General features: G+C 33.5%; 23 protein-coding genes and 1 pseudogene. 9 read left to right on the plus strand and 15 right to left on the minus strand.

What is annotated here, in order from left to right:
- Positions 1–196: 196 nt before the first annotated feature.
- Positions 197–1063 (minus strand): archaemetzincin, encoded by an 867-nt coding sequence (locus tag ACEN2I_RS16560; RefSeq protein WP_441767219.1) that lies wholly within the window; start codon positions 1061–1063, stop codon positions 197–199.
- Between the two features lie 171 nt (positions 1064–1234).
- Between ACEN2I_RS16560 and rlmF the strand changes: the two genes are divergently transcribed.
- The 5 genes from rlmF (at position 1235) to ACEN2I_RS16585 (ending at position 8875) form a co-directional block, all read left to right on the plus strand.
- Positions 1235–2185, plus strand: coding sequence for a 23S rRNA (adenine(1618)-N(6))-methyltransferase RlmF (rlmF, locus tag ACEN2I_RS16565; protein ID WP_441767220.1), 951 nt, complete (start codon positions 1235–1237; stop codon positions 2183–2185).
- Positions 2186–2364: 179 nt separating this feature from the next.
- Positions 2365–3300, plus strand: coding sequence for an alpha/beta fold hydrolase (locus ACEN2I_RS16570; RefSeq protein WP_441767221.1), 936 nt, complete (start codon positions 2365–2367; stop codon positions 3298–3300).
- A gap of 80 nt (positions 3301–3380) precedes the next feature.
- Positions 3381–5372 (plus strand): excinuclease ABC subunit UvrB, encoded by a 1992-nt coding sequence (uvrB, locus tag ACEN2I_RS16575; RefSeq protein WP_441767222.1) that lies wholly within the window; start codon positions 3381–3383, stop codon positions 5370–5372.
- Between the two features lie 96 nt (positions 5373–5468).
- On the plus strand, positions 5469–6779 hold the full coding sequence (gene tilS, locus ACEN2I_RS16580) for a tRNA lysidine(34) synthetase TilS (RefSeq protein WP_441767223.1): 1311 nt from the start codon (positions 5469–5471) through the stop codon (positions 6777–6779).
- Complete coding sequence (locus ACEN2I_RS16585) at positions 6779–8875, plus strand: protein-disulfide reductase DsbD family protein (RefSeq protein ID WP_441767224.1); 2097 nt, start codon at positions 6779–6781, stop codon at positions 8873–8875. The genes tilS and ACEN2I_RS16585 overlap by 1 nt, the downstream gene beginning before the upstream one ends.
- A gap of 255 nt (positions 8876–9130) precedes the next feature.
- Here ACEN2I_RS16585 and ACEN2I_RS16590 read toward each other — a convergent pair whose 3' ends face one another.
- Entirely contained in the window at positions 9131–10456 is a 1326-nt protein-coding gene (locus tag ACEN2I_RS16590; protein WP_441767225.1) for an ammonium transporter, read from the minus strand.
- A 427-nt stretch (positions 10457–10883) separates the two neighbouring features.
- Between ACEN2I_RS16590 and ACEN2I_RS16595 the strand changes: the two genes are divergently transcribed.
- Positions 10884–11126: a Gfo/Idh/MocA family protein gene (locus tag ACEN2I_RS16595; protein ID WP_441767226.1), complete on the plus strand. Its 243-nt coding sequence runs from the start codon at positions 10884–10886 to the stop codon at positions 11124–11126.
- Positions 11127–11382: 256 nt separating this feature from the next.
- Positions 11383–11535 carry a hypothetical protein gene (locus tag ACEN2I_RS16600; RefSeq protein ID WP_441767227.1) on the plus strand — a complete coding sequence of 51 codons (153 nt, stop codon included), beginning with the start codon at positions 11383–11385 and terminating at the stop codon, positions 11533–11535.
- Positions 11536–11727: 192 nt separating this feature from the next.
- Here ACEN2I_RS16600 and ACEN2I_RS16605 read toward each other — a convergent pair whose 3' ends face one another.
- From ACEN2I_RS16605 to ACEN2I_RS16625, 5 genes are read right to left on the minus strand one after another with little or no spacing between them, the layout of a single operon-like run.
- Entirely contained in the window at positions 11728–12801 is a 1074-nt protein-coding gene (locus tag ACEN2I_RS16605; RefSeq protein ID WP_441767228.1) for an alanine racemase, read from the minus strand.
- Positions 12801–13952 (minus strand): alanine racemase, encoded by a 1152-nt coding sequence (gene alr / locus ACEN2I_RS16610; RefSeq protein WP_441767229.1) that lies wholly within the window; start codon positions 13950–13952, stop codon positions 12801–12803. Before alr ends, ACEN2I_RS16605 begins: the two co-directional genes overlap by 1 nt.
- Positions 13942–15096: an amidohydrolase gene (locus ACEN2I_RS16615; RefSeq protein ID WP_441767230.1), complete on the minus strand. Its 1155-nt coding sequence runs from the start codon at positions 15094–15096 to the stop codon at positions 13942–13944. Before ACEN2I_RS16615 ends, alr begins: the two co-directional genes overlap by 11 nt.
- 5 nt (positions 15097–15101) lie before the next feature.
- Entirely contained in the window at positions 15102–15536 is a 435-nt protein-coding gene (locus ACEN2I_RS16620; protein ID WP_441767231.1) for a GNAT family N-acetyltransferase, read from the minus strand.
- Complete coding sequence (locus ACEN2I_RS16625) at positions 15517–16986, minus strand: sodium:solute symporter family protein (RefSeq protein ID WP_441767232.1); 1470 nt, start codon at positions 16984–16986, stop codon at positions 15517–15519. The genes ACEN2I_RS16620 and ACEN2I_RS16625 overlap by 20 nt, the downstream gene beginning before the upstream one ends.
- 437 nt (positions 16987–17423) lie before the next feature.
- Here ACEN2I_RS16625 and ACEN2I_RS16630 point away from each other — a divergent pair, with 437 nt between their 5' ends.
- Positions 17424–18404, plus strand: a complete 981-nt coding sequence (locus ACEN2I_RS16630; protein ID WP_441767233.1) for a Gfo/Idh/MocA family protein — start codon at positions 17424–17426, stop codon at positions 18402–18404.
- Between the two features lie 38 nt (positions 18405–18442).
- Complete coding sequence (locus ACEN2I_RS16635; protein WP_441767234.1) at positions 18443–19978, plus strand: YifB family Mg chelatase-like AAA ATPase; 1536 nt, start codon at positions 18443–18445, stop codon at positions 19976–19978.
- Between the two features lie 77 nt (positions 19979–20055).
- Here ACEN2I_RS16635 and ACEN2I_RS16640 read toward each other — a convergent pair whose 3' ends face one another.
- From ACEN2I_RS16640 to ACEN2I_RS16675, 8 genes and pseudogenes are all read right to left on the minus strand, one after another.
- Positions 20056–21324, minus strand: a complete 1269-nt coding sequence (locus ACEN2I_RS16640) for an MFS transporter (RefSeq protein ID WP_441767235.1) — start codon at positions 21322–21324, stop codon at positions 20056–20058.
- A gap of 8 nt (positions 21325–21332) precedes the next feature.
- On the minus strand, positions 21333–21557 hold the full coding sequence (locus ACEN2I_RS16645; RefSeq protein WP_441767236.1) for a hypothetical protein: 225 nt from the start codon (positions 21555–21557) through the stop codon (positions 21333–21335).
- 12 nt (positions 21558–21569) lie between these two features.
- Positions 21570–22160: a TetR/AcrR family transcriptional regulator gene (locus tag ACEN2I_RS16650; RefSeq protein WP_441767237.1), complete on the minus strand. Its 591-nt coding sequence runs from the start codon at positions 22158–22160 to the stop codon at positions 21570–21572.
- A 146-nt stretch (positions 22161–22306) separates the two neighbouring features.
- Complete coding sequence (locus tag ACEN2I_RS16655; protein ID WP_441767238.1) at positions 22307–23044, minus strand: SDR family NAD(P)-dependent oxidoreductase; 738 nt, start codon at positions 23042–23044, stop codon at positions 22307–22309.
- Between the two features lie 78 nt (positions 23045–23122).
- Positions 23123–23692: a Crp/Fnr family transcriptional regulator gene (locus tag ACEN2I_RS16660; RefSeq protein ID WP_441767239.1), complete on the minus strand. Its 570-nt coding sequence runs from the start codon at positions 23690–23692 to the stop codon at positions 23123–23125.
- Positions 23693–23754: 62 nt separating this feature from the next.
- Positions 23755–23888 (minus strand): annotated as a pseudogene (locus ACEN2I_RS16665) (helix-turn-helix domain-containing protein); the annotation flags it as partial.
- Entirely contained in the window at positions 23845–24141 is a 297-nt protein-coding gene (locus ACEN2I_RS16670; RefSeq protein WP_441767240.1) for an aldo/keto reductase, read from the minus strand. The pseudogene ACEN2I_RS16665 and the gene ACEN2I_RS16670, both read right to left, overlap by 44 nt.
- 196 nt (positions 24142–24337) lie before the next feature.
- Positions 24338–24532, minus strand: a complete 195-nt coding sequence (locus tag ACEN2I_RS16675) for an aldo/keto reductase (RefSeq protein WP_441767241.1) — start codon at positions 24530–24532, stop codon at positions 24338–24340.
- Positions 24533–24586 lie beyond the last annotated feature (54 nt).

Genomic DNA, 24586 nt, shown 5'->3' on the forward strand with positions numbered 1-24586 from the left:
TTGCGGAATCTCAGCGGTTCCGTTCAACACGGGCTTCATTGTTCGTGCTACGCACGCAACGAATCCCTTAGCTGTTATGGCAAATATTTTTATTTTATTTTTTGACATTTTTAATTCTTAGAACATGTATTTACAAACGGTTTGATTTGTAAATATAATAAATACAAATAGGTCAGAATAATTCCTCTAAAAGTATTTATTGAATTACAGCAATATCTTTTTTTATTAATTGAAGTTCTGGTATTAAATTATTCCTCTCAAAATATTGCTCTAAATCTGTCAGCCTTTTTTTATTATCGTATTTTATACCCGAATTTAATTTTCTTTGACAAACAGAACATAATCTTATAGAACTTTTATCTGTTTCACTCATACTATTGGTTCCATTCATTACACAATCTGCCGTAATGCAGTGATGTAAACCAAACATATGACCAATCTCATGCGAACTTATTTTAAGAATCCTTGATAAACACAAATTAAAATTATCAGAAGTCAGTTTTCCATCTTGTAATCTATAAATAGAACTTACCCCAACCTTGTCACGATAAGATGCTAATCCAAAAACGAAATTCCATTCCGGTTTAGGATACAAATCTACTTCTGTCAATCCCATTAACGCAATTCTGTTCAAAGGTTTATCTTTTTTTAAAACATTGTCTAAAATATATCCTGCTAAAAACTGCTGGTTATTTTCATATCCAATTCTTCTGGAAGACTCAGGAATTACATCATTAGAAACAGTTTCCAAAGTTTTTGTTTTCAATTGAAAGTAAATTTCCAAATATTCCCTAAGTAATTCTATTTGTTTGTTTTGTAAAGAATTAAAACTTCCAATAGGTCTGATATAAATAATATTAGACTCGCTGGTTGGAACAATATGTTTTGAATTTAGGAACTGCTCAAAACTCTGTCCTTTTTCTTTATGAGAATATAACCACTCCCCTTCAACAGGTTTTCCCAATTCAATATCATTCTTTTTGGTCAGTTCGAAGTATTCATTTTCTTTCTGTTTACTGCATGAGCAGAAAATTATAAAAATCAGAAGTGTTATTTTTTTCATCTACGTATATCCTTTTTCAGCCAAAAATAAATAATAGAAACCTAAAATCGTAATTTTTTATAAAATTTTTCTTATAATATTAAAATATCAACGCTTTGAACTCACTATGTATCAATTTTATCAAATCTTTTCTAAAAAAGGAATGACTATCTTTGCACCCAAATTCATAAAATGAAAACAACAGACAATTCTGAAAAAAACAATTTACATCCACGAAATCTTCATCGTTCACGCTATGATTTCGACCTTCTTATTTCAAATTGTCCTGATTTAAAAGCACATGTTGCCATAAACATTCACGGAATTGAAACCATTGATTTCAGTAATCCTGATGCTGTAAAAATGCTCAATAAAGCTTTATTACAGACCTATTACGAAATTCAGAATTGGGATATTCCAAAAAATTATCTTTGTCCGCCCATTCCTGGGAGAACAGATTATATTCACTATCTCGCCGATTTATTGGCTGAAACCAACAACGGAATTATTCCTCAAGGTTCATCGGTCTTAGGTTTAGATATAGGAACCGGAGCAAACTGTATTTATCCAATTTTAGGAAATGCTATTTATGATTGGGGTTTTGTAGGTACCGATATTGATGAAAAGGCAATAGAAAACTGCGCAAAAATTATTGAAGAAAATCCAAAATTAATTGACGCAATTAGTTTACAGCAGCAAACCGAATCCCGTTTTATTTTCAAAAATATTATCACACCCGAAGACCGGTTTACTTTCACAATGTGTAATCCTCCTTTTCATTCTTCTGCTCAGGATGCTAACCAAAGTACGATACGTAAAGTTTCAAATTTAAATCCAAAGGAAAAGAAAATAACAAACCCTGTTTTGAACTTTGGAGGTCATAATGCCGAATTATGGTGCGATGGCGGGGAAATTGGTTTTATAACTCAAATGATTTATGAGAGCGCCAAATACGCCATGCAATGTTTGTGGTTTACGACTTTAGTTTCGAAAAGAGATAACCTTTCGAGCATTTACAAAACCCTAAACAAAGTAAATGCCGCATCGATAAAAACAATAGATATGGCTCAGGGCCAAAAAACAAGCCGAATTATAGCCTGGACTTTTTTAAGTGAAAATCAACGAAAATCTTGGAAAATTTAAGGATTTGATTTTTAGTATTAAAATTTTTTATTATTTGTATTTGTAGATTTAGCATTTATATAAATATGTCATCTGGCAAAAATCCCAAAAGGTTGTAATTATAGTAGTTTTAATCAAAATTCTGATAGAAATTAATAGTACTAAAGTGGTAATTTTATCTCAAACTGAATTTTATTACTATGTCAAAATTATTATTTCCCTTTCTATCATTGTTTCTAATAACTGGTTGCGCTTCAAAAAAAGAAAAGTTAGACGATTACGTCTTTAAAACTAAAAAGGAAAAACAGAGCTATATAAGTTCATACGATAAAGCTTTAAAACTTTGGGAAATTCCGTATACCGAAGAAAATATAAAAACAAGTTTTGGAACTGCACATGTTATTTTGGCAGGTCCTAAAAATGGAAAAGATTTGGTATTACTACACGGAATGGATGCGAGTTCAACCATGTGGTATCCAAACATTAAAGCTCTGGCAAAAAATCATCGTGTATATGCCATCGACTTTTTGATGGAACCCGGAAAATCTACCTTAACAGCAAATCCGCTTTCAAAAGAAGAAATCGTGCTTTTTTACAATGAAATTTTTAGTCATTATAAATTAAAAAAATTGAATATAGTAGCTGCATCCCGTGGCGGATGGATAGCAACTTTATTGGCAACTCAAAAAACAAATGCTATAGATAAAATCGTTTTATTGAGCCCTGCCCAAACTTTTAAATTTATTGATAAAGTTGGGAAAACTTCTTCAGCATTAATGCTAAAACTTTTTCCAAGTGAAAAGAAATTCACTAAAACTTTAAAAACTTTTTCAACCCATCCGGAAAAAATTAGCCCTGTTTACAAAAGACAATTCTATTTGGCAAATAAATATGCTAAATCGAATTCAAGCATGTTAAAAATGATGCCTTTCTCTAATGACGAATTACAATCTATAAAGAATCCGGTTTTAGTTCTTATTGGCGATCATGATGTTATTAACTCTGAAGAAAGTTTAGAAAAGGCAAAAGAATTTTTACCAAACAGCAAAACTAAAATGATAAAGGATGCAGGGCATTTTTTGAGCATTGACCAATCAAAAATTGTGAATGAGACAATGATTAATTTTTTAGAGTAAGCAGGTTTTTAGTTGTGACACTCTATTTATAGAATTCAAACTTTGTATCTTTACAACACTAAATTTTTCACCATTCACAAATGAATTTTCAAGTTTCCTCAGAATATAGTCCAAAGGGAGATCAGCCTCAGGCGATCGAAAAATTGGCACAAGGTATCGTTGATGGAGAAAAGTATCAAACATTATTGGGTGTTACCGGTTCTGGTAAAACATTTACAGTTGCCAATGTTATTCAGGAAGTACAAAGACCTACTTTGGTTTTGGCTCATAATAAAACTTTGGCAGCGCAATTATATTCAGAATTCAAGCAATTTTTTCCTAATAATGCTGTAGAATACTTTGTTTCGTATTACGATTATTATCAACCGGAAGCCTTTATGCCGGTCACAGGCGTTTTCATTGAAAAAGACTTGTCTATCAATGAAGAACTGGAGAAAATGCGTTTAAGTACAACTTCCTCATTACTATCAGGACGGAGAGATATTTTAGTAGTAGCTTCAGTTTCTTGTTTGTATGGTATAGGAAATCCTGTTGAATTTAAAAAAAATGTAATCGAAATCTACAGAGATCAGGTCATTTCAAGAACCAAATTATTACACAGTCTGGTGCAGAGTTTATACGCCAGAACTGAAGCTGATTTTAATCCCGGAACTTTCAGAATTAAAGGAGATATTGTCGAAGTATATCCAAGTTATGCCGATGATGCTTACCGGATTCATTTTTTTGGAGATGAAATAGAAGAAATTGAATCGTTTGATGCGAAGACTTCTCAAGTCATCGAGAAATTTAAAAAACTGACCATTTATCCTGCCAATATGTTTGTGACTTCTCCGGATGTGCTGCAGGGTGCTATATGGCAAATTCAGCAGGATTTGGTTAAACAAGTTGACTATTTTAAGGAAATCGGAAAACATCTTGAAGCCAAACGTCTCGAAGAGCGTACTAATTTCGATTTAGAAATGATTCGTGAGTTAGGGTATTGCTCCGGAATCGAAAATTATTCCCGATACCTTGACGGAAGAGAAGCCGGAACAAGGCCTTTCTGTTTGTTAGATTACTTTCCAAGCGATTATTTGATGGTGGTAGACGAAAGTCACGTTACCGTTTCGCAGGTACACGCTATGTATGGAGGCGATCGAAGCCGTAAAGAAAATCTGGTTGAATATGGTTTTCGTCTGCCTGCTGCAATGGACAATCGCCCTTTAAAATTTGAAGAGTTCGAAGCCATGCAAAATCAGGTAGTGTACGTTTCTGCAACTCCCGCTGATTATGAATTGCAAAAAACAGATGGTGTTGTAGTGGAACAGGTGATCCGTCCTACAGGTTTATTGGATCCAACTATTGAAGTAAGACCTAGTCTGAACCAGATAGATGATTTGATAGAAGAAATTCAGGTACGCTGTGAACTGGATGAAAGGGTTTTAGTAACTACTCTGACCAAAAGAATGGCAGAGGAATTGGCCAAATATTTAACTAAAGTAGGTGTTCGTTGTCGTTACATTCACTCAGAAGTAGATACTTTAGAACGTATTGAAATCATGCAGGATTTGCGAAAAGGAATTTTTGATGTCCTGATTGGTGTTAATTTACTTCGTGAAGGTCTGGATTTACCGGAGGTTTCACTGGTTGCTATTTTAGATGCTGACAAGGAAGGTTTTCTTCGTAATCACAGATCTTTAACGCAAACTATTGGCCGTGCCGCCAGAAATTTAAACGGAAAAGCAATATTGTACGCCGATAAAATTACGGCGAGCATGCAAAAAACAATAGACGAAACCAGTTATCGCAGAACGAAACAAATTAATTTCAATATCGAAAATAATATTGTACCACAGGCCTTAAACAAAAAAATTGAAAGTGCATTCACCAAAAATCCTTTGGTGGAATATGAATTAGGCCATACTTTATCTGCTGCTGCAGAACCGGAAACGAAATATTTATCTAAGCCTGAACTTGAAAAATTAATTCGTGAAAAACGTAAATCAATGGAAAAAGCAGCAAAAGAATTAGACTTTTTGCAGGCAGCCAAACTACGTGATGATATTAAAAAATTACAGGAGCAACTACCTTAAAAAATTAAAATTTGATTGTTTTTGATGATTTCAGCTGATTCATATTAAAAGCTTAATTTTGTACTTCTTAAACATACTCATCTTTTAATTTTATAAATGCTCTCAAACTTTAAAAATCATCTTGGTATACGATTTCCGTTTTTGGAAAACAAAAAACTGTTTCTTGCTGTTAGTAGCGGTTTGGACAGTATCGTTTTGCTGCATTTGTTTCAGCAATTAGAATATGAAATTGGAGTTTTGCATTGTAATTTTCAGCTTCGCGGATTAGAAAGTTTTGGTGATCAGGATTTTATTCAAAATTACTGTGAAGAAAATAATATTCCTTTTTTTACCACTCAGTTTGATACCGAAGCTTTTGCGAAAGATTACAAGCTTTCAACTCAAATTGCAGCTCGTGAACTACGATATAATTGGTTTTACGAACTTCTTGCTATTCATAAATTCGATTATATTCTGACAGCTCATCACGCAGATGATAATCTGGAAACTTTTATTATCAATCTGAGTCGTGGTACAGGATTAGAAGGTTTAATTGGTATTCCGGAGCAAAATGATAAAATTATTCGTCCGCTTTTACCTTTCTCCAGAGAAGAAATTTTAAGATATGCAAAGGAAAATAATATTGAATGGTGTGAAGACAGTAGTAATGCTTCAAATAAATATTTGCGAAATAAAATTCGTCATGATTTAGTTCCAATTTTAAAAGAAATCAATCCTAATTTTCTGAAAGCGTTTCAAAAAACACAGTCTTATTTGCAGGAATCGAATGAAATGGTAGAAGATGCTGCGATTATGATTTATCAGCAGGTAGCGAAAGAAGCCGGGGAAGAAATACATTTCGATTTAAATCAACTTAAAAAACTTCCTAATTACAGATCGTATTTGTATCAATGGCTAAATGAATTTGGATTTTTGGCATGGAATGATATTTATGACTTAGTTGACGGCCAATCCGGTAAACAGATATTTTCGACAGAATTCAGATTATTGAAAAACAGAGATACATTGATTTTATGTCCTATTTCTGAAATGTCTGAAAAGGAAGAATTTGAAATCAATGAAAACGATACACAAGTTAATTTTCCCTTAAAATTGAGTCTTTGTAACGTTAGTCACATAACTATAGCTTCAAATAAGTCTATATTTGTGGATGCTGAAAAAATCCAATTTCCATTAATTTTGCGTAAATGGAAAGAAGGTGATTCTTTCATGCCTTTTGGTATGAAAGGTAAGTCAAAAAAAGTCAGTAAACTTTTTAAGGATGAGAAGTTATCTCAAATTGAAAAAGAAAACATCTGGCTTTTATGTTCAAATGATAAAATTGTATGGGTTGTCGGCATAAGGCAGGACGAAAGATTTAAAATAGAAAATACCTCAAATAAAATACTTAAAATAGAACTACAATAATGAAGTCAAACTTAAATCTTCAGGCAATAATGTCGAAAAATCTTTGGAATAAAACTTTTGTATTTTTAATGGTTTTTATTTTTGCTTTTGCAAAAGGAAACGCCCAGATTTTAGAACCCGTAAAATGGACCTCTAAAATTGAAAAGAAATCTGAAACCAATTTTGTTTTGGTTTTTGATGCAGTTATAGAAAAAGATTGGCATATGTATTCGCAATTCACTCCGGAAGGCGGTCCTTTGGCTTTGGAAATTGCTTTTAAAAATCAAAAAGGAAATTATGATTTAGTTGGCAAAGCCAAAGAAGGAAAAACCAAAACAGCTTATAACGATATTTTTGAAGTAAACGAAACTTTTTTTGAAGGAAAAGCTCATATTGAACAGGAAATTAAGGTAATAAACCCTAATTTAAAAACTGTTGAAATTGATTTTGATTTTCAGGTTTGTAAAGAGGTTTGCATCAATTCAAATAAAAAATTCTCTATTACAGTTCCTCCTATAAAAAAAATGGTTGTTACAATTCCAACAGTAACTGAGGCGAAATTAGACGAAACTAAAGTAACCGGAATTGCTGTTGATACTACATCTAAAGTTGCCACTGCCGAAGTTATTCAGACAGAAAAAACAGATAATGCTACGACAAAAGCTGTAAATGATGTGCAAAAGCCTGCAGCAGCAAGAAGCTTATGGTCTGTATTCTTGGTAGCTTTCTTATTTGGATTTACGGCATTGTTGACACCTTGTGTTTTCCCAATGATTCCTATGACGGTAAGCTTTTTTACTAAACAGAGTAAAACAAAAGCTGCCGGAATTAGAAATGCAATTATATATGGAATCTCTATTATTATAATTTATGTCTCATTAGGATTTTTAGTTTCCTGGATTTTTGGAGCTGATGCCTTAAATTCTTTAGCTACAAATGTTTGGTTTAATATTGGTTTCTTTATTTTGTTAATCATTTTTGCTACGTCCTTTTTGGGAGGATTTGAGATTATGCTTCCTAATTCATGGGCGAATAAAGTTGATCAGCAAGCAGACCGAGGTGGAATAATTGGAATATTGTTTATGGCTTTGGCTTTGGCTATTGTTTCTTTTTCCTGTACAGGACCTATTGTTGGATCACTTTTGGTTGAAGCGGCGACGAATGGTGTTGTCGGTCCAATCGTTGGAATGTTTGGATTTTCATTAGCATTAGCTTTGCCATTTATGCTATTTGCCATGTTTCCGGGATGGTTAAATTCATTACCAAAATCAGGCGGCTGGTTAAACACTGTTAAAGTAGTTTTAGGGTTTTTAGAATTAGCATTTGCTTTCAAATTTTTATCAAATGCCGATTTGGTTTTGCAATTGCATTTTCTTGAAAGAGAAGTTTTTATCGCGATATGGATTACTATTTTTGGAGCTTTAGCTTTGTATTTATTCGGAAAAATAACATTGCCACACGATAGTCCACTGCAGCATATTTCAGTTGGGAGATTGTATTTAGGATTGATTACTATGATATTTACTGTCTATTTGATTCCGGGACTTTGGGGAGCACCTTTGAAATTGATTAGTGCTTTTCCTCCGCCGCCCACTTATAGCGAAAGTCCGTTTGGTGTAGGAAAGTCAGGTAATTCAAGTATAGGTAATGAAAAAGGCTTGCCGGAAGGAGCAGAATTAGGTCCGCATGGCATTATGGTTTTTCATGATTATGAAGATGGTTCAGCGTATGCAAAATCAGTTAAGAAACCAATTATGCTCGATTTTACAGGTTATGCCTGTGTAAATTGCAGAAAAATGGAAAACAATGTCTGGTCTGACGAAAGAGTTTTGCCGATCTTAAAAAATGATGTGGTTTTGATTTCTTTGTATGTGGATGATAAACGTGAATTGCCAGCTGATAAACAATTTGTAACAGCTTCTGGAGATAAAATTGAAACAATTGGCGATAAATGGACAGAGTTCATGATTTCAAAATACAGAACAAACACACAGCCTTTATATGTCATTACTGATTTGGAAGGAAATAATTTAAATGATTCAAAACCATCCGTTAGTTATGTTGATGTTGAAGAATACTTAATCTGGCTGAAACAAGGGATTTCAAAATTCAAGTAATTTCTTATCTGTTTTTTTAGAAGGCCTAAAAAAACTGACTGTAGTAATCTAGCCCCGATAGAGGCGTTATCCTTGTGCAGTTTACGGAACAAGATATAGCCGAAAGCGGGACTATTGGTCTAAAATAAACGAAACATCCTGCTGCTAATTATTTTGAATATATACATTGAGGTTAAAATTAATTCAAAAGCAAAAAAGCACTCTAAATAATTTAGAGTGCTTTTTTTATAAAAGGCAAAGTCGAAAATTAAATTCTTATAGGTATTCTCCGTGTTGAGAGATATCTAATCCTAATTCTTCTTTTTCTTCAGTAACTCTTAGAGGTGTAATTTTGTTTACAATGAAGAACAAAATATATGAACCTACAAAAGCAAAGACAGAAACCAATATTAATGCTTTTAATTGTGTTAAGAATAGAGTAGCATCTCCGAAAATTAAACCTTGGTTGTCTCCTACAGCTGTGTTCACAGCATTTGAGGCAAAAACTCCGGTTAATAACATTCCAACCATACCACCAACACCGTGACAAGCAAAAACATCCAAAGCATCATCAATTTTTCCTTTAGGGAATTTGCTCACTACAAGATTACTTATTACTGCAGCAATAATACCAATTGCTAAAGCGTGAGGCATGCTTACAAAACCTGCTGCAGGCGTGATAGCAACCAAGCCTACCACAGCACCGATACAGGCCCCCATAGCAGATAATTTATGACCTAAAATTTTATCTAGGAAAACCCAAGCCATAGCAGCAGAAGCTGCTGCAACAGTTGTGGTACCTAAGGCCTGAGCAGCCAGACTTCCTGCTCCAACAGCTGAACCTGCATTGAAACCAAACCATCCAAACCACAATAGACCAGTACCTAATAACACATAAGTAATTCTGGCAGGACTAACTTTTTGTATTTTTCTTTTTCCTAAAAACATAGCTCCAGCTAATGCAGCCCATCCGGCACTCATGTGAACTACTGTTCCTCCTGCAAAATCTAAAACTCCCCACCCGAAGAATAACCCGTCAGGATGCCAGGTCATATGGCATAATGGAGCATAAATAATCAGTATGAATAAAACCATAAATAATAAATAAGCCCAGAAACGAACACGCTCTGCAAAGGCTCCTGTTATTAAAGCTGGTGTAATAATCGCAAATTTTGCCTGAAATAAAGCGAAAAGAAGGAAAGGAATTGTTGGTGCCATATCCCACGCTGTATTTGCACTCACGCCGTTAAAGAAAATATTAGAAGTAGGATCTCCAATAAACCCACCTATTGATGGTCCAAAGCATAATCCAAAAGCAATAACAACCCATAGAATTGTAACAATTACCATTGCCATGAAACTCTGCAACATAGTACTAATTACATTTTTCTTACCTACCATCCCTCCGTAGAAGAAACCTAATCCCGGAGTCATTAATAATACAAAAGCAGTAGCAACAATCATCCAGGCAGTATCGCCTGAATCCATTTTTAGTTCAACAACGTGTGCTCCTAATATTTTTGACTCAGTGATAAATGAAATAGAAAAAATAGACAGTAACAGAATTGTGATTAGTATCACACTTAAAATAATTTTTCGCATGGTTATATAGTTTTTAAAATTTCGATAAAAGTATAAAATCATTCAACACCCCTTTTAAAAATAATATCTAAAACTTAATTTTTATCATTTTTCTATTTTACACCCCTTTGTTTTATGCCTATTTACTAAAATTATATTTAATTTTATGATTTACTAAACCTTATTTAAGATGTATAATACTTTTTTATTTTTTTATTCACGCTAATTGGGATATTAATGCTTAAAAAAGACGCTTATTATTTAATTAGGCTAGTTTATATTTGATTGTTTTAACATTTTTAATTAAATAATCCAGATGAATATAAATAAAAAATAAAGTGGGGAATAATCGGATTGGGAAATACAGCTAATCAATTTGCAACCGATTTAAAATTAATAGAGGATGCTGAGTTATTTGCAGTAGCTTCAAGAGATATAACTAAAGCAAATGAATTTGCAGGAAAGTTTTTTTGATTGCAATAGATTTTATGGTGCCTATGAAGAACTTTTTGCAGATGCCCAAATTGATATTGTTTATTTAGCCACGCCTCATGATTCTCATGTTGAATTGTCGATTCTTGCAATGCAAAACGGAAAAGATGTACTGTGCGAAAAGCCTTTGTCATTATCCTACAGTAATGCTATACGAATGACAAAAACATCAAAAAAATATAATAAATTTTTCATGTAAGCCTTTGCCATCATTTCAGGAAGTACTATCAAAAGTGAAAAGCGGAGAAATTGGCGAATTGAAATATCTTAAAGCTGATTTTTGCTTATTACAATAGCGTATTAGGAACTAGATTAACGGACAAAAAATTAGGAGGGGGAGCTCTTTATGATATTGGGGTTTATCCTCTGTTTTATCCTATATCATACTCGGAATTCCTTAAGAAATCATTGCAAAATCTATTTATCACACAACAGGTGTCGATTTACAAACGAATATGATTTTACAATATGAATCAGCTCAGGCAGTTTTACATGCTTGCTTAGTTTCTGCTTCTGACATGAAAGCTACCGTTAGTGGTCCCAAAGGAAGAATTGATATTTATTCTCCCTGGTTTATGACAGAAGGGTTTTTCCATTATTGTAAATGAGCAGGAAGAAAAATTCAGCATGCCTAATATCGAAAAAAGGTTATGCACATGAATCCATTGAATGCCATTCTTGCATTAAAAATAATCAAATTGAAAGCAAACTTTGGTCATATCAAAATAGTTTAGAGCTCAGTAAAATAGTTGAAGAAGTAAAAAATCAGATAGGATTGGATTTCTAAAAACGTATTTATTTTACTCAATACTCTTTTCAATATAATTAGAATTTAAAAGATAAAGCGCTCCCATATATCTTAAATTAAAAGAAACCAAATCTCCTATTTGATACTTCTTTTTAGAATGAGAAATATCGATAACCAACATATCAGAACTGGCATCTATTATAGTAATATCGTCGTCGTCTGGACTTAAATATTGTGGTTGCATATCCAACAAACCAATATCTAAAATAGCTCTCAAAGAGGTTTTACCAAAATCTTCAGTATCAGTCATAGAAAAAGTATTTCCTGCTACATTTTCACCTAATTCACCCGTTGGTGCATCTGGTTTTTCGGTTATTTCTATAATTTCAGTAAATACTTTAAAAACATCATTATGCATTCCTTCAATGGTTTCACCAGTAAACAAATCTTTACCAAAAAATAAGGCTTCACCAATTCTAAAATGATTCACCGCCATAGGACGTGCATTTTTTAAAATTAGCGGAATTGCTACAGAAGTACCACCAGAAACCCACGGAATTTGAATATCAAATTTAGCTTCGATTAATTGTTTATACAAACTCAACTGAATCAATTTGTCTTGAGTAGGCATCACACCGCTTAAGCAATTCAGATTGGTTCCTATTCCTCGAATTTCGATATTTGGTAAACTCAAAGTTGCACCATAAAACGCAATTAATTCTTCACCCATAACTCCTTCGCGAAGGTCTCCCATTTCAATCATAATAATGATTTTATGGATTTTGTTTTGCTTTTTAGCTTCTTCAGAAAGCAACTGAATAGTATAAAATTCGGTATTGAAACTTACATCAGCATACCGCACAATGCTTTCAATACTTCTTTTTGCTGGCGGTTTTATATATACCGTTTGTATTTCAGGATCCAAAGCTTTAATTTTTCTTAAATTACTCACTCTCGAATCATGAATTTCTTTGACACCCAATGCTATAATTTCTTTGAGATAAATTTCATTACCACACAACATTTTAGAAACTACTCCCCACTGAATGTTTCTAGATTTAAAAATAGCATCTAAGAATTGATAATTTTCTTCTAGTTTTTTTCTATATAATTTTACAAATGCCATTATTCTATAATTTTTCTTGGAATTGTTTTAGAAATTCGAGTTAATAATTCATAATTCAGTTGATTACTATAATCACTAAAAGAAGCTATTGAAATCGCCAAATCTTTTTGGTTTCCTATTAATACTACTTCTTCCTCTTTTTCAACATTTTCAATATCTGTAATATCGACTGCTATCATATTCATATTTACCAAACCAACCACCATGCAACGCTGCCCTTTAATAAGCACACGTCCATGATTACTCAACGACCTACTATATCCATGTGCATAACCAATAGGAATCACTGCAATTTTCATGTTTTTTTTAGCCATAAAACTTGTTCCATAACCTATAAAATCACCTGATTTTACTTTTTTAATGTTCATTACAGCACTTTTCCAAGTAATTATTCGATGCAGTGGATCGGATTTTATTTTTTTAGAATTCAAATAAGTGATAAAAACTTCTTGGCTAGACCACAATCCATATTGCATAATTCCAATTCGTACCAGATTCATTCTGGTTTCAGGAAACATGATCGAAGCCGCAGAACAGGCAGAATGTAACAATTCTGGCTTTAGTTCTTTTTCAATAAAATATTGCTCAATTTCTTGAAAACGTTTGATTTGTTTTGCTACTCTGTCATAGTTTGCAATACTTTCGGCACCTGCATAATGCGTACAAAGTCCTTTAAAGAGGAGCCGTTCTTTGTCTTTTTTCAGAATTGCAACTACTGAACTTAACTCATTTTTTTCAAAACCAGTTCGGTTCATTCCAGTTTCAATTTCGATGTGCACAATGGCTTTCTTTTTGAGTTTTTTAGCCGTTTTAGCAGCATGAATTAATCGTTTTTTATCAAAAACAAAAAACTCTATATCATTTTCAATGATCCATTCTAGGTTTTCTTCATCAACAAAACCCATAATCAAAATAGTAATTTCCTTTTGTAAAGCTGCTTTAATTTGTCTGGCTTCATCCACATCAAAAACTGAAAAATGACTCACTCCACATTCTGATGCCATAGTTACAAATTCGGCAATTCCATGACCATACGCATTTCCTTTTACAACCGAAGAAAGAATTACTTTTTTACCAAAGAGTTGTTTTAAAAAAACTATATTTTTTTGATAAGCCGAACGGCTCAATTCTACAATGGAATTAGTTTGCATCTGTAATTTGTTTACTAATATGATAAAAAATACTTATTCCTGTTTTAAGAATCTCATCTGGAAAATCATAATCTGGATTATGAAGCGCAGGAATATCCGTTCCAGAACCAATTCCGAACATCGCTCCAGTATATTTTTGGGTAAACAATCCAAAATCTTCTCCCCAACTAAAAGGAGTTTCTTTTTCTAACAATTCCAATTGATTACTTTTTGCCGCTTTTCGAATAAAACTTACTGCCTCTGGCTTATTTTCATTGGCTTGAAAAGTCTGAATCCAATTCATTTTTATTTTTAGTTGGTAGACATGGGCTATTTTTCTGGCAATTTCTTCCAAAAGAATAGTAGTTTTTTCCATTCTATTATTACTATCACTTCTTACTGTAAAATGAACCTCCCCTGCTCCTGCCGAAACGCCATAAGCCTTGTTCCCCATTTGAATATAAATGGGAGTAATCAAAAGATAGTCTTTTTTAGAAATATCAGATTGAATGAGTTGGTTGTATTTCGAAATAATAGCAGCAATGGCTAAGGCTGGATTTACGCCTTTTTCAGGTTCGCCAGCATGAGCTGTAATTCCTTTTAATTTGATTATAATACTACTTACTGCACAGCTAAAAGTATCATTTTTTATAACAATTTGATTTTTTGTATAACCTGGTAAATTGTGCAAGGCAAAAACATAATCAGGTTGGAGATTTAAAAATCGATGATCAGCGATCACTTTTTGCGCGCCACTTCCATCCTCTTCAGCAGGCTGAAACAACAAAATCACAGCGCCAGTTTTAGGTCTTTTAAAATGTAATTGCATGGCCAAACCACATAAAATAGTCATGTGTCCGTCATGTCCGCATTTATGAGAAACACCTTTGTTGAGTGAAAGATGCTCAAATTCATTGACTTCATCAATAGGCAAGGCATCCAGTTCTGCTCTAAACAATACTTTTTTTCCTGATTCTTTTCCATTATAAACAGCTGCAATACCTGTTTTTCCAATATGGCTAATTATTTCATCTGGAGGAAATTTTTCCAAAAAAGATTGAATTCGTTGGGCAGTTGCAACTTCTTTGCCTGAAACTTCAGGATATTGATGCAGCTCTTTGCGCAGCGAAACTAATGTATCTAAATGGTAATTAAAATGTTCCATTTGAACTATTTGATAAGACGCATTTCTAAGTATTTGTTGGTAAATCCTAATTTTTCGTATAATTTTTTAGCTGGATTATCTGGCTCTACGTGCAAGGCAATATCTCCATCGGCAACCGAAATTGCTTTTTGCATTAAACTTTTCCCATATCCTTTTCCGCGTTGGCTATTATCCACAGCAATATAAACCAAGATATTTTCGGGAATAAAACCTTTCATTCCGGTATTATTCAAAATCACTGCCCCAACAATGGCATCGTTGTCAAGTCCTACAATAATATTCCCTCCTTTTTGAGGATTCATAACATAGGCGATACATTTTAAAATATCTTCAATTTTATCACCGTACTCTTCTAAATGAGTGCAAAGAAATTCGGCTATAACTTGATTTGAATATATTTTGTCTTCTCCTGAAGTATAATTAATTTGCTTGAAGTCCATTTTTATTTTGTTTGTTATTATGATAAATTGATAATGTGATGAATAAAATAAGTGAAACACTTATTCCGTAAATATTAGCATCTAAATTTTCAGAAAGTTGTATCCCTAAAGGTAGTTTATTTTTGGTGATTATTAACAATATGGTAGTTCCTCCTCCTAAGAGCATGCTCCAAAAAGCAGCAATGGGATGACTTTTTTTCCAAAATAAAGCACCAAGCACTGGAACAAACAATCCCGAAACCATAAAAGCATAAGAATACAGCATGAGTTCCAATACATTTTGCATTTGTGAAGCTAATAAAATGGCAAATAAACCGACTAATAAAGTTACTATTTGCGATAATTGCAATTCTTTTTTATGAGTTAATTCTTTTTTAGAAAATTTAGAAATAATATCCGTTACAATATTTCCTGAAGCAGCCATTAAACAACTATCAGCTGTAGAAAGTATCGCCGAAAAATAAGAAGAAAGCATTAATCCCATTAGTCCAACAGGCAAAATGGTGGCTAATAAAATAGGTAATCCCATTTCGCTATCCATATTTGCAGCATCAACTACTCCATCAAACATTCCTTTAGTAGCAGCTACTTTAGCAAGCATTCCTAAAATTACGCCCATAAAAGCCATGATAGGCCACTCAAAAACCCCTGCTATAAACCAAGCTTTTTTAGCTTCTTTTTCTCCTTTGCTGGCATAAATTCGTTGATACAATGTCATTCCCACAAACCAAATTGGGATAATAGTTACCGACCAATTTATAATTTGGTAAATAGAAACATTGGTTAACGATAAATATTCGGGTGCTAAAGTACTTTTGATCGCATCGTAGCCACCTACCGCATTGTAAGCAACAGGAATTCCAATAAAAACCAAACCACTAATCAGTACTAACCACTGAATGGTATCGGTATAAATAACCGCTTTTAACCCTCCAATTGAGGTATAAGCCACTGCAATAACGCCCATAACAATCAATGCTGTTTGAATGTCTAATTCGGGAATTGTTGCCGAAGCTAATTTGGCTCCAGCCAAAACTTGAGAACTGGTAAAACCAACATATCCAATTGCCGAAATAATTCCAGCTAAAAACGCCACTTTACCATTGTAAAAATGACTAAAAATTTGAGGAAAGGTGAAAAACTTAAACTTATGTCCTAATCTACTAACGGTAGGAATCAAAAAAACAGCACTAAGCCAAGCTCCAATTACACCTGTAAAAAGCATCCAAGAACCTGATAATCCCATGGTAAAACCCAGACCTCCTAATCCTATAGAAAATCCACCACCAACATCGGTAGCCACAACCGACAATCCAATATGCCAGCTACTCATGCTTCTTCCACTTACATAAAAATCTTCGGCTGTTTTGTTCTTGTTAAAGAAATAAAGTCCAACTCCTAGCATTGCTAGCATATAAACAAAAAAGATTACATAATCTATTATGTGCATTTTTTTAAATTTTCAAGATTATTTAATAGTCCGCATATAGAATTTTTCTAAAAGGACAAAAGATGCAGCGAACTGCAAAAAGGATGATTTTTAATGATGATTTCAAGACTTTAAAATCAGAAATGGATAAGATAAAATAGTATCAATAAATTATTTTTTTACCCCTAAAAACCAAATAAATATCGGCAAATATATGAAAAAAGAGCCAAAAACCATCTTTTTTATAACATTACTGTATTTTTTAAAAATCTCAGCATTTCAATTAAGCATTAAAAAGCTATTAAAATCCGAATTATTTTATACTTAGAATTCCAACTTTTACTTCACATTGTAATAAAAATAATACAATAAAAATTGTTTTTATAACTAAAATTTAATTATTTTTAAAAAATGGACTACAATAAAAAAATGGGTTCATTTTTAAGTAAATAATTATTATGAAAGACCAGCCTACTATTAAATGGGGAATTATTGGATTAGGTGCTATTGCACATCTATTTGCCAAAGAATTACAATTGGTAAAAGGAGCTGAACTGGTAGCAGTAGCTTCCCGAAGCAAAGATAATGCAATTGCTTTTGCTGCTAATTATCACTGCAAAAAGACTTATGATTCTTATGAAGACATTATGAATGATACAACTATTGACATTCTTTATATTGCAACTCCCCACGATTCACATGCTGAATTATCTATAAAAGCATTAGAAAAAAACAAACATGTATTGTGCGAAAAACCGATTGCTTTAGACTATAAAGATGCCGAAAAAATGATTGCTGCTTCAAGAAAACACAATAAATTTTTCATGGAAGCATTCTGGACCCGATTTAACCCATCTTTTAGGGCGGCTTTCGCCAAAATAAAAAAAGGTGAAATTGGTGAAATTCGTTATATCAATGCCGATTTTGCTTTTTGTGCTAATGACAAGGAGAAAAACAGATTGTTTGATTTAAAATTAGGAGGTGGTTCATTGATGGATATTGGTGTTTATCCATTATTTTTAGCCTATACTATTCTAGGTGTTCCTGATAGCATTTTGGCAAAATCAAATTTTCATTCTTCTGGAGTAGATAGCCAAACAGCAATGATTTTGAATTACAAAGATGCTCAAGCTGTTTTGTACTCGGGAATTTCACATACTTCAGATATGATAGCCACTATAAGTGGAACGGAAGGTCAAATTAATTTGAATAAAACTTGGCACATGGCTGAATCTTTTACGATGATAAAGAAAGAAAAAGAAACCAATTATGATTTACCAACCAATGGAATGGGATATACTTATGAAATTGAAGAATGCCATCAATGCCTTCGAAATAATGCCATTGAAAGCCAATTATGGTCGCATCAAAATAGTTTAGAGCTAATCCAGCTTGTTGATAAAGTTAAAAACCAAATAGGATTGGATTTTTCTATTTAAATCGGAGAAGCTATTCAATCATTTTAACACTGTGTTTTATGCTAATAAAAGTTTATGGAAGTGCGGTTTTTGGAGTAGAAGCAACAACAATTACTGTTGAAGTAAATATTGACAAAGGAATTGGCTATCATTTAGTTGGCTTACCTGATAATGCGATAAAGGAAAGCAGCTATCGAATTGCGGCAGCTCTGAAAAATAACGGATATTCCTTACCGGGAAAAAAAATAACCATCAATATGGCACCTGCAGATTTACGGAAAGAAGGTTCTGCTTATGATTTAACGTTAGCCATTGGAATTTTGGTAGCCTCAGATCAGATAAAAGCATCTGAAATTGACCGATACATTATTATGGGAGAGCTTTCATTGGATGGCGGTTTACAATCCATAAATGGTGCACTTTCTATTGCAATCAAAGCAAAAGAAGAAGGTTATAAAGGTTTTTTTCTGCCAAAACAAAATGTAAAAGAGGCTGCTATAGTAGCAGGATTAGATGTTTATGGGGTTGAAAATGTTCAGGAAGTCATTGATTTCTTTGAAGGAAAAGGAACTTTGGAACCCACAACTATTGATACAAGAGCAGAATTTTATAAAACGCTGGATTTTCCTGAGTTCGATTTTTCAGATGTTCGAGGCCAGGAAAGCATTAAACGCTGTATGGAAATCGCAGCTGCCGGAGGACATAACATTATTTTAATTGGCCCACCCGGAGCAGGAAAAACAATGCTGGCCAAACGTTTACCCAGTATTTTGCCTCCAATGACCTTGCGCGAAGCATTAGAAACTACAAAAATTCATAGTGTTGCAGGCAAATTAAAAGAAGTCGGATTAATGAATCAACGACCATTTCGAAGTCCCCATCATACTATTTCGAACGTAGCCTTAGTTGGAGGCGGAAGCTATCCTCAGCCGGGCGAAATATCGATGGCGCACAATGGCGTTTTATTTCTGGATGAATTACCAGAATTTAAAAGAGATGTTTTAGAAGTAATGCGTCAACCTTTGGAAGACAGAGAAGTTACAATTTCAAGAGCCAAGTTTACAGTAACCTACCCTTCCTCTTTTATGCTAGTAGCAAGTATGAATCCAAGTCCGAGTGGTTTTTTTAACGATCCTTCTATGCCAAATACTTCTTCTCCACATGAAATGCAACGCTATATGAGTAAAATTTCGGGTCCTTTATTAGACCGAATTGATATTCACATCGAAGTTACACCTGTACCTTTCGAAAAATTATCAGATGATAATAAAGCAGAGAGCAGTGTTTCTATCAGAGAGAGAGTTACGGCGGCCCGTGAAATTCAATCTGTTCGATTCGAAAAATTGCCAAATATTCATTACAACGCACAAATGAGCAGTAAATTAATTCGGGAGTATTGTGTTTTGGATCAACAATCTAAAGACTTACTGAAAACAGCAATGGAACGGTTGAATCTTTCAGCAAGAGCCTACGACCGTATTCTGAAAGTCTCCCGAACTATTGCCGATTTAGATGCTGCCCCACAAATAGTTTCTTCACATATTGCTGAGGCTATCCAGTATCGTAGTTTAGACAGGGACGGCTGGTTGGGATAGATAAAAAAATCTATTATAAAAATAGACAGCTCTAAAAAAGCTGTCTTTTATATTTAAGCTATTCGTTTTCTTAAAGCTTAAATTTCATTTATCACAGTAATGTTTAGTGCTGTTCCTGACATGTGTTTTTTCACAAGCTTACTCACACGGGACATAAGAAGTATAGATAAAATCGAAATTCCAATAATTATAAGACCTAATGTATTGTAATGTTCCAGTGGACTGAATTTATCTTTTTGAACGACAATCATTCCTGCGAAGGCTGCTGCAATTCCTCCTGCTATTTGTTGTAAAGAAGAATTAATACTCATAAAAGCACCTCTGTCCTCTGCTGCAGGTATTGCGGTAACCAACGCTGTAGAAGGTATCATACGGCTCATTACACCTGCCATCATCAATACATTAAAAATCGCGACTAACCAAAGCGGTGTAACACTAAGATTGGTATAAACAGCTACAGTAACAATTGTCCAGATGGATGCGAAAGCAAATATTTTGAATTTATCCATGCTATCGCTTAATTTTCCAATGATAGGCATAATTATTAATGTTGATAATCCTGCAATCATAAATAAAATGGGTAATTCATGTTGCGTAATATGTAAGTTGTTGATGGCAAAAGCACTCCCAAAAGGCATTAGCATAAAACCCCCAACCGATAGTAAGGCAGTAGCAGTAAATCCAATTCTGTAGTCCTTTTTGGTGAGTGTATGGATTAAATGTTTAAAAGCTGATTTGTCATTTTGAATCAAAAGATGTTTGTTGATGGGCTGTAATTTAACTGCAATTAAAATTGCCACAATTGCCGCCATACCTGCGACCCATAAAAATGGAGCATGCCATCCCCAAAAATTAGCCAGATATAAACCAATAGGAATACCTAAAATTTGGCTTGCTCCAAAACCCATTTGAATAAATCCCATAACACGTCCGCGCTGTTGAAGAGTAAACAAATCTGCCACAATTGCCATAGAAATTGAACCAATAACACCACCAAATAAACCTGTAACAATTCTGGCTGCGACAAGTAAAGTATATGAAGTAACAATTCCACAGAGAATTGTGCCCCCTATAAAACCAATATAAAAGAATAACAATAATTTTTTTCTGTCGAATTTATCTGCAAATCCAGCAGTAAGAAGTCCCGAAATTCCTGCGCTGAAAGCATAGGCAGAAACCACTAAACCAAAACGGGTTGGCTTTAAATCCAAATCTTTCATTAAGATATCGCCTAATGGAGACATTACCATAAAATCCAGAATTACTGTAAATTGAGTAATGGCCAATATAAAAACTGCAAATTTTTGATAGCCTGTAAAGGGTATCGATTGTTTTTGTTCTTTCATTATTTAGCTTAGTCTAATGGTGTGCAATTGAAATTGTGTTTAGTAACAATATTTATTATTTGTTCTTCAGATATTGTATTGCTTACAATACGCAAAACACAATCAATATCTTCCTGATCAATATTCCATTGATGAATTTCGGAATTTTCGTTAAGTGTGTGACTTATTATTTGCTTGTCTTTACTGGTTCTAATGTTGGTTGCAAATACCAATATGTCTAGTGTATTTTCCATATCTTAATAGTATTATGGTGTTAATGCTTTTATTACTAATTCAAATGCTTCATCCATTTTTTCTTTTGTGAGTTTAAAAGGGGTGTCACCAAAGCTTTTCCCCTCATTTTCAAAACGAAGTAAAGCATACAAAGGACCATAAGCCACACTCCAAAATACCTCAATAGAAATAGGGAGCAGTTCTTTTTTTTCTAACGCATTTTCAATAAAACTCCACATCGTTTTTTTGAAATTCGCAAGGCTTTCTTCTAAAATATCATCCCGGTAACTGGAATGGCTTAAAGCTTCCCAACAAGCAACTTTCAAAGGGTTTTTTAGAGCAAAACGAGCTCTGTTTTCCCATTGTTTTCTTAAACCTTCTTTAAATGACATCGTTGGAGAGAAATCTTTTACCATTTCACTAAAAAAGGTTTGTCCAATTTCTGTCCCAATTTTCTTTATCAAATCTTCTTTATCCGAATAATAAATGTATAGCGTCGCTACAGAAACTCCACTTTCTTTTGCCAGTCGATTCATTCCAAAGCCTTCAATGCCATATTTTACAAGCATTTCAATGGCTTTCTTCTTAACCAGCTCCTCTTTGTTAGTATCTCTTGTTCGCATTAGATTAGGTTTTACGATACGAAAATATAAAATATAAATGAATGTTCGCTTATTTATGAGTTAAAAAATACATTTTAAAAAAATTAAATGCTCAACAGCCTTTTAACTGTTGAGCATTTAATTGATTTTTGGAGTTGTAACTTATTTTACCAAGGACTTACCCCTGTTTCGTCTTCGATGTCATTACTGAAAAATTTTCCTGTTGGACCATTCTGGTCAGTAAGTGTATGTTTGATTATAAAACTTGCCGCACTTTCTACAGTTCCCGGGCCACTGTGATGATTGAAATCAGTAGCAGTGTAACCTGGATCAATTACATTTACTTTAAAACCAAAATCATTAAGTTCATAAGCCAATAAGATGCTGAAGGCATTCAAAGCTGCTTTTGAAGTGACATAACTTGTTGCCTTAAAAGTGTAATATTTCCAGTTGGGATCACTGTGTAAAGTTAAAGAACCAAGACCCGAAGTGATGTTTGTAATCCTCGGACTTTCGGATTTTTTAAGCAATTCTACAAAAGCTTGCGTAACGCTAATAACACCGTAGAAATTGATATCAAATACTGTTTGAATTTCTTTGATAGGAGCGTCTAAAGCACTTTGTGGATATTCGCCACTTATTCCTGCGTTATTTATTAAAATGTCCAACTTACCTTCTTCTTTTTCGATAATGTTTTTAGCTGCTAAAATAGTATCAGGTTTAGTGACATCTATTTCAATTGCTTTGATGTTTTCATATCCATTGTTTGATAATTCTTTGACAACTGCTTCCCCTTTTTGAAGATCCCGTGTTCCTAAATAGACGATTAAACCTTTTCTTGAAAGTTGTTTTGCTGTTTCCAAACCTATGCTTCTGTTGGCACCGGTTATTAATACTGTTTTCATTTTTACCTCTTTTAAAATTAATAATGCAAAGCTGCAACGTTTAAAAAGGAAACCATTTGTCATTTGGCAAAAAGCAATTTATCGAATATTTTTTCTAATTCGGCTTAATGAAGACTGGGTAATACCCAAATACGAAGCTATGTAAGACAACGGAACACGGTTGACAACATTCGGGTATATTTCTAAGAACTTCAAATAGCGTTCGGTCGCATCTTCTGTCACTAATGGACTTCTTCGTGCCACTTTTTGCATCAATGCTTTTGAAATAATTTTATGTACAATTGTATCCCAACCAACAATAGTATCTAAGAGTTCCTGCCAATCTTTTTTTGAAAAAACAATGAGTTTACAATCTGTTATTGCCTGTACATAGGCAGTTGAACAAATCTCGTTATCAAAACTCTCAAAATCTACAACAAGATTGTTCTCGTCAATGAAATATTTAGTTACCTCTTCGCCTTTATTATTGTAATAGCAAACGCGGGTAATTCCTTCTATGATAAAGCCAACTTGTCGAGCAATTTTACCTGCTTCCGAAAAATACTCATCTTTTGAAAGATTTAATTCCGTGGCTTTATTAGAAATTAAGTCGGTTTGTTGTTGGTTTAAATTTCCAAACAGTAAAAAATATTCTATTAGTTCTTTCATTTCGGAAAATTAATAAAAGTTTTTTGTAGTGAATTTGTCATTTGGCAAAAAAGTGTTTGACATTAATTAATCGATTGTTTAAACTCTAACGGTGACATTTTTGTTTCTTTTTGAATAATGTACTGAATGATTGCGAATGATCAAAACCAAGCTCATAAGCAATTTCGCTTATCGAAAGTTCGGTTGTAATCATTTTCAGGCAAATCATCAATCGAACGGACTTGTCCTGATAAAAATCCTCTACCTAAACTTGAATATGCTACAAAACCAATTCCCAACACATTCAAAGTTTTAATAACACCTTTTTCCTCAACGGTTCTTTCAAACAAAGAATATTCACTTTGAACAGCTGAAATTGGATGAACAGCCTGCGCTCTTCTTACAGTTTCAGAAGACACTTCGGATAATCCGATGTAGCCAATTTTCCCTTCTTTTACCAACTCCGACATCGAGTGGCTTCAACTATTTCTTCAATAGGAACATTTTTATCGAGACGATGCATATAATAAAGGTCGATATAATCGTTTTTAGATTTTTAAGGGAACGTTCAACTGATTTTTTACATAGTTTTTCTTTCCATTGATTTTCCACGTCACTTCCTCATTGTCGTCGATTTTCTAACCAAATTTTGTAGCAATTTTTATTCTAAATGGCTTTTGCCATGAGCTGCTCGTTTTTAAAAGGCTCATACAAATCGGCGATATCGAGGAAATTTCCACCCAATTCTAAAGAACGATGAATCGTTGCGATTGCTTCTTTCGCATCCGTTTTGCCATACATATCCGCATCTCCAAAACCGGTCATTCCGATGCAGCCTAAACCGATATTCGGAATGATCAATCCTGACTTCCTAATTTTACTTGATTCAATTGCATAGTGTTGATTTTTATATTA

Source organism: Flavobacterium sp. W22_SRS_FK3, assembly GCF_052113665.1.
In the GTDB taxonomy this organism is placed as follows: Bacteria; Bacteroidota; Bacteroidia; order Flavobacteriales; family Flavobacteriaceae; genus Flavobacterium.

Bases quoted from the DNA above. Each gene is read 5' to 3' on its own strand.
- ACEN2I_RS16560 (WP_441767219.1), bottom strand. From the start codon at position 1,063: ATGAAAAAAATAACACTTCTGATTTTTATAATTTTCTGCTCATGCAGT.
- rlmF (WP_441767220.1), top strand. From the start codon at position 1,235: ATGAAAACAACAGACAATTCTGAAAAAAACAATTTACATCCACGAAAT.
- ACEN2I_RS16570 (WP_441767221.1), top strand. From the start codon at position 2,365: ATGTCAAAATTATTATTTCCCTTTCTATCATTGTTTCTAATAACTGGT.
- uvrB (WP_441767222.1), top strand. From the start codon at position 3,381: ATGAATTTTCAAGTTTCCTCAGAATATAGTCCAAAGGGAGATCAGCCT.
- tilS (WP_441767223.1), top strand. From the start codon at position 5,469: ATGCTCTCAAACTTTAAAAATCATCTTGGTATACGATTTCCGTTTTTG.
- ACEN2I_RS16585 (WP_441767224.1), top strand. From the start codon at position 6,779: ATGAAGTCAAACTTAAATCTTCAGGCAATAATGTCGAAAAATCTTTGG.
- ACEN2I_RS16590 (WP_441767225.1), bottom strand. From the start codon at position 10,456: ATGCGAAAAATTATTTTAAGTGTGATACTAATCACAATTCTGTTACTG.
- ACEN2I_RS16595 (WP_441767226.1), top strand. From the start codon at position 10,884: ATGAATTTGCAGGAAAGTTTTTTTGATTGCAATAGATTTTATGGTGCC.
- ACEN2I_RS16600 (WP_441767227.1), top strand. From the start codon at position 11,383: ATGATTTTACAATATGAATCAGCTCAGGCAGTTTTACATGCTTGCTTA.
- ACEN2I_RS16605 (WP_441767228.1), bottom strand. From the start codon at position 12,801: ATGGCATTTGTAAAATTATATAGAAAAAAACTAGAAGAAAATTATCAA.
- alr (WP_441767229.1), bottom strand. From the start codon at position 13,952: ATGCAAACTAATTCCATTGTAGAATTGAGCCGTTCGGCTTATCAAAAA.
- ACEN2I_RS16615 (WP_441767230.1), bottom strand. From the start codon at position 15,096: ATGGAACATTTTAATTACCATTTAGATACATTAGTTTCGCTGCGCAAA.
- ACEN2I_RS16620 (WP_441767231.1), bottom strand. From the start codon at position 15,536: ATGGACTTCAAGCAAATTAATTATACTTCAGGAGAAGACAAAATATAT.
- ACEN2I_RS16625 (WP_441767232.1), bottom strand. From the start codon at position 16,986: ATGCACATAATAGATTATGTAATCTTTTTTGTTTATATGCTAGCAATG.
- ACEN2I_RS16630 (WP_441767233.1), top strand. From the start codon at position 17,424: ATGAAAGACCAGCCTACTATTAAATGGGGAATTATTGGATTAGGTGCT.
- ACEN2I_RS16635 (WP_441767234.1), top strand. From the start codon at position 18,443: ATGCTAATAAAAGTTTATGGAAGTGCGGTTTTTGGAGTAGAAGCAACA.
- ACEN2I_RS16640 (WP_441767235.1), bottom strand. From the start codon at position 21,324: ATGAAAGAACAAAAACAATCGATACCCTTTACAGGCTATCAAAAATTT.
- ACEN2I_RS16645 (WP_441767236.1), bottom strand. From the start codon at position 21,557: ATGGAAAATACACTAGACATATTGGTATTTGCAACCAACATTAGAACC.
- ACEN2I_RS16650 (WP_441767237.1), bottom strand. From the start codon at position 22,160: ATGCGAACAAGAGATACTAACAAAGAGGAGCTGGTTAAGAAGAAAGCC.
- ACEN2I_RS16655 (WP_441767238.1), bottom strand. From the start codon at position 23,044: ATGAAAACAGTATTAATAACCGGTGCCAACAGAAGCATAGGTTTGGAA.
- ACEN2I_RS16660 (WP_441767239.1), bottom strand. From the start codon at position 23,692: ATGAAAGAACTAATAGAATATTTTTTACTGTTTGGAAATTTAAACCAA.
- ACEN2I_RS16670 (WP_441767240.1), bottom strand. From the start codon at position 24,141: ATGTCGGAGTTGGTAAAAGAAGGGAAAATTGGCTACATCGGATTATCC.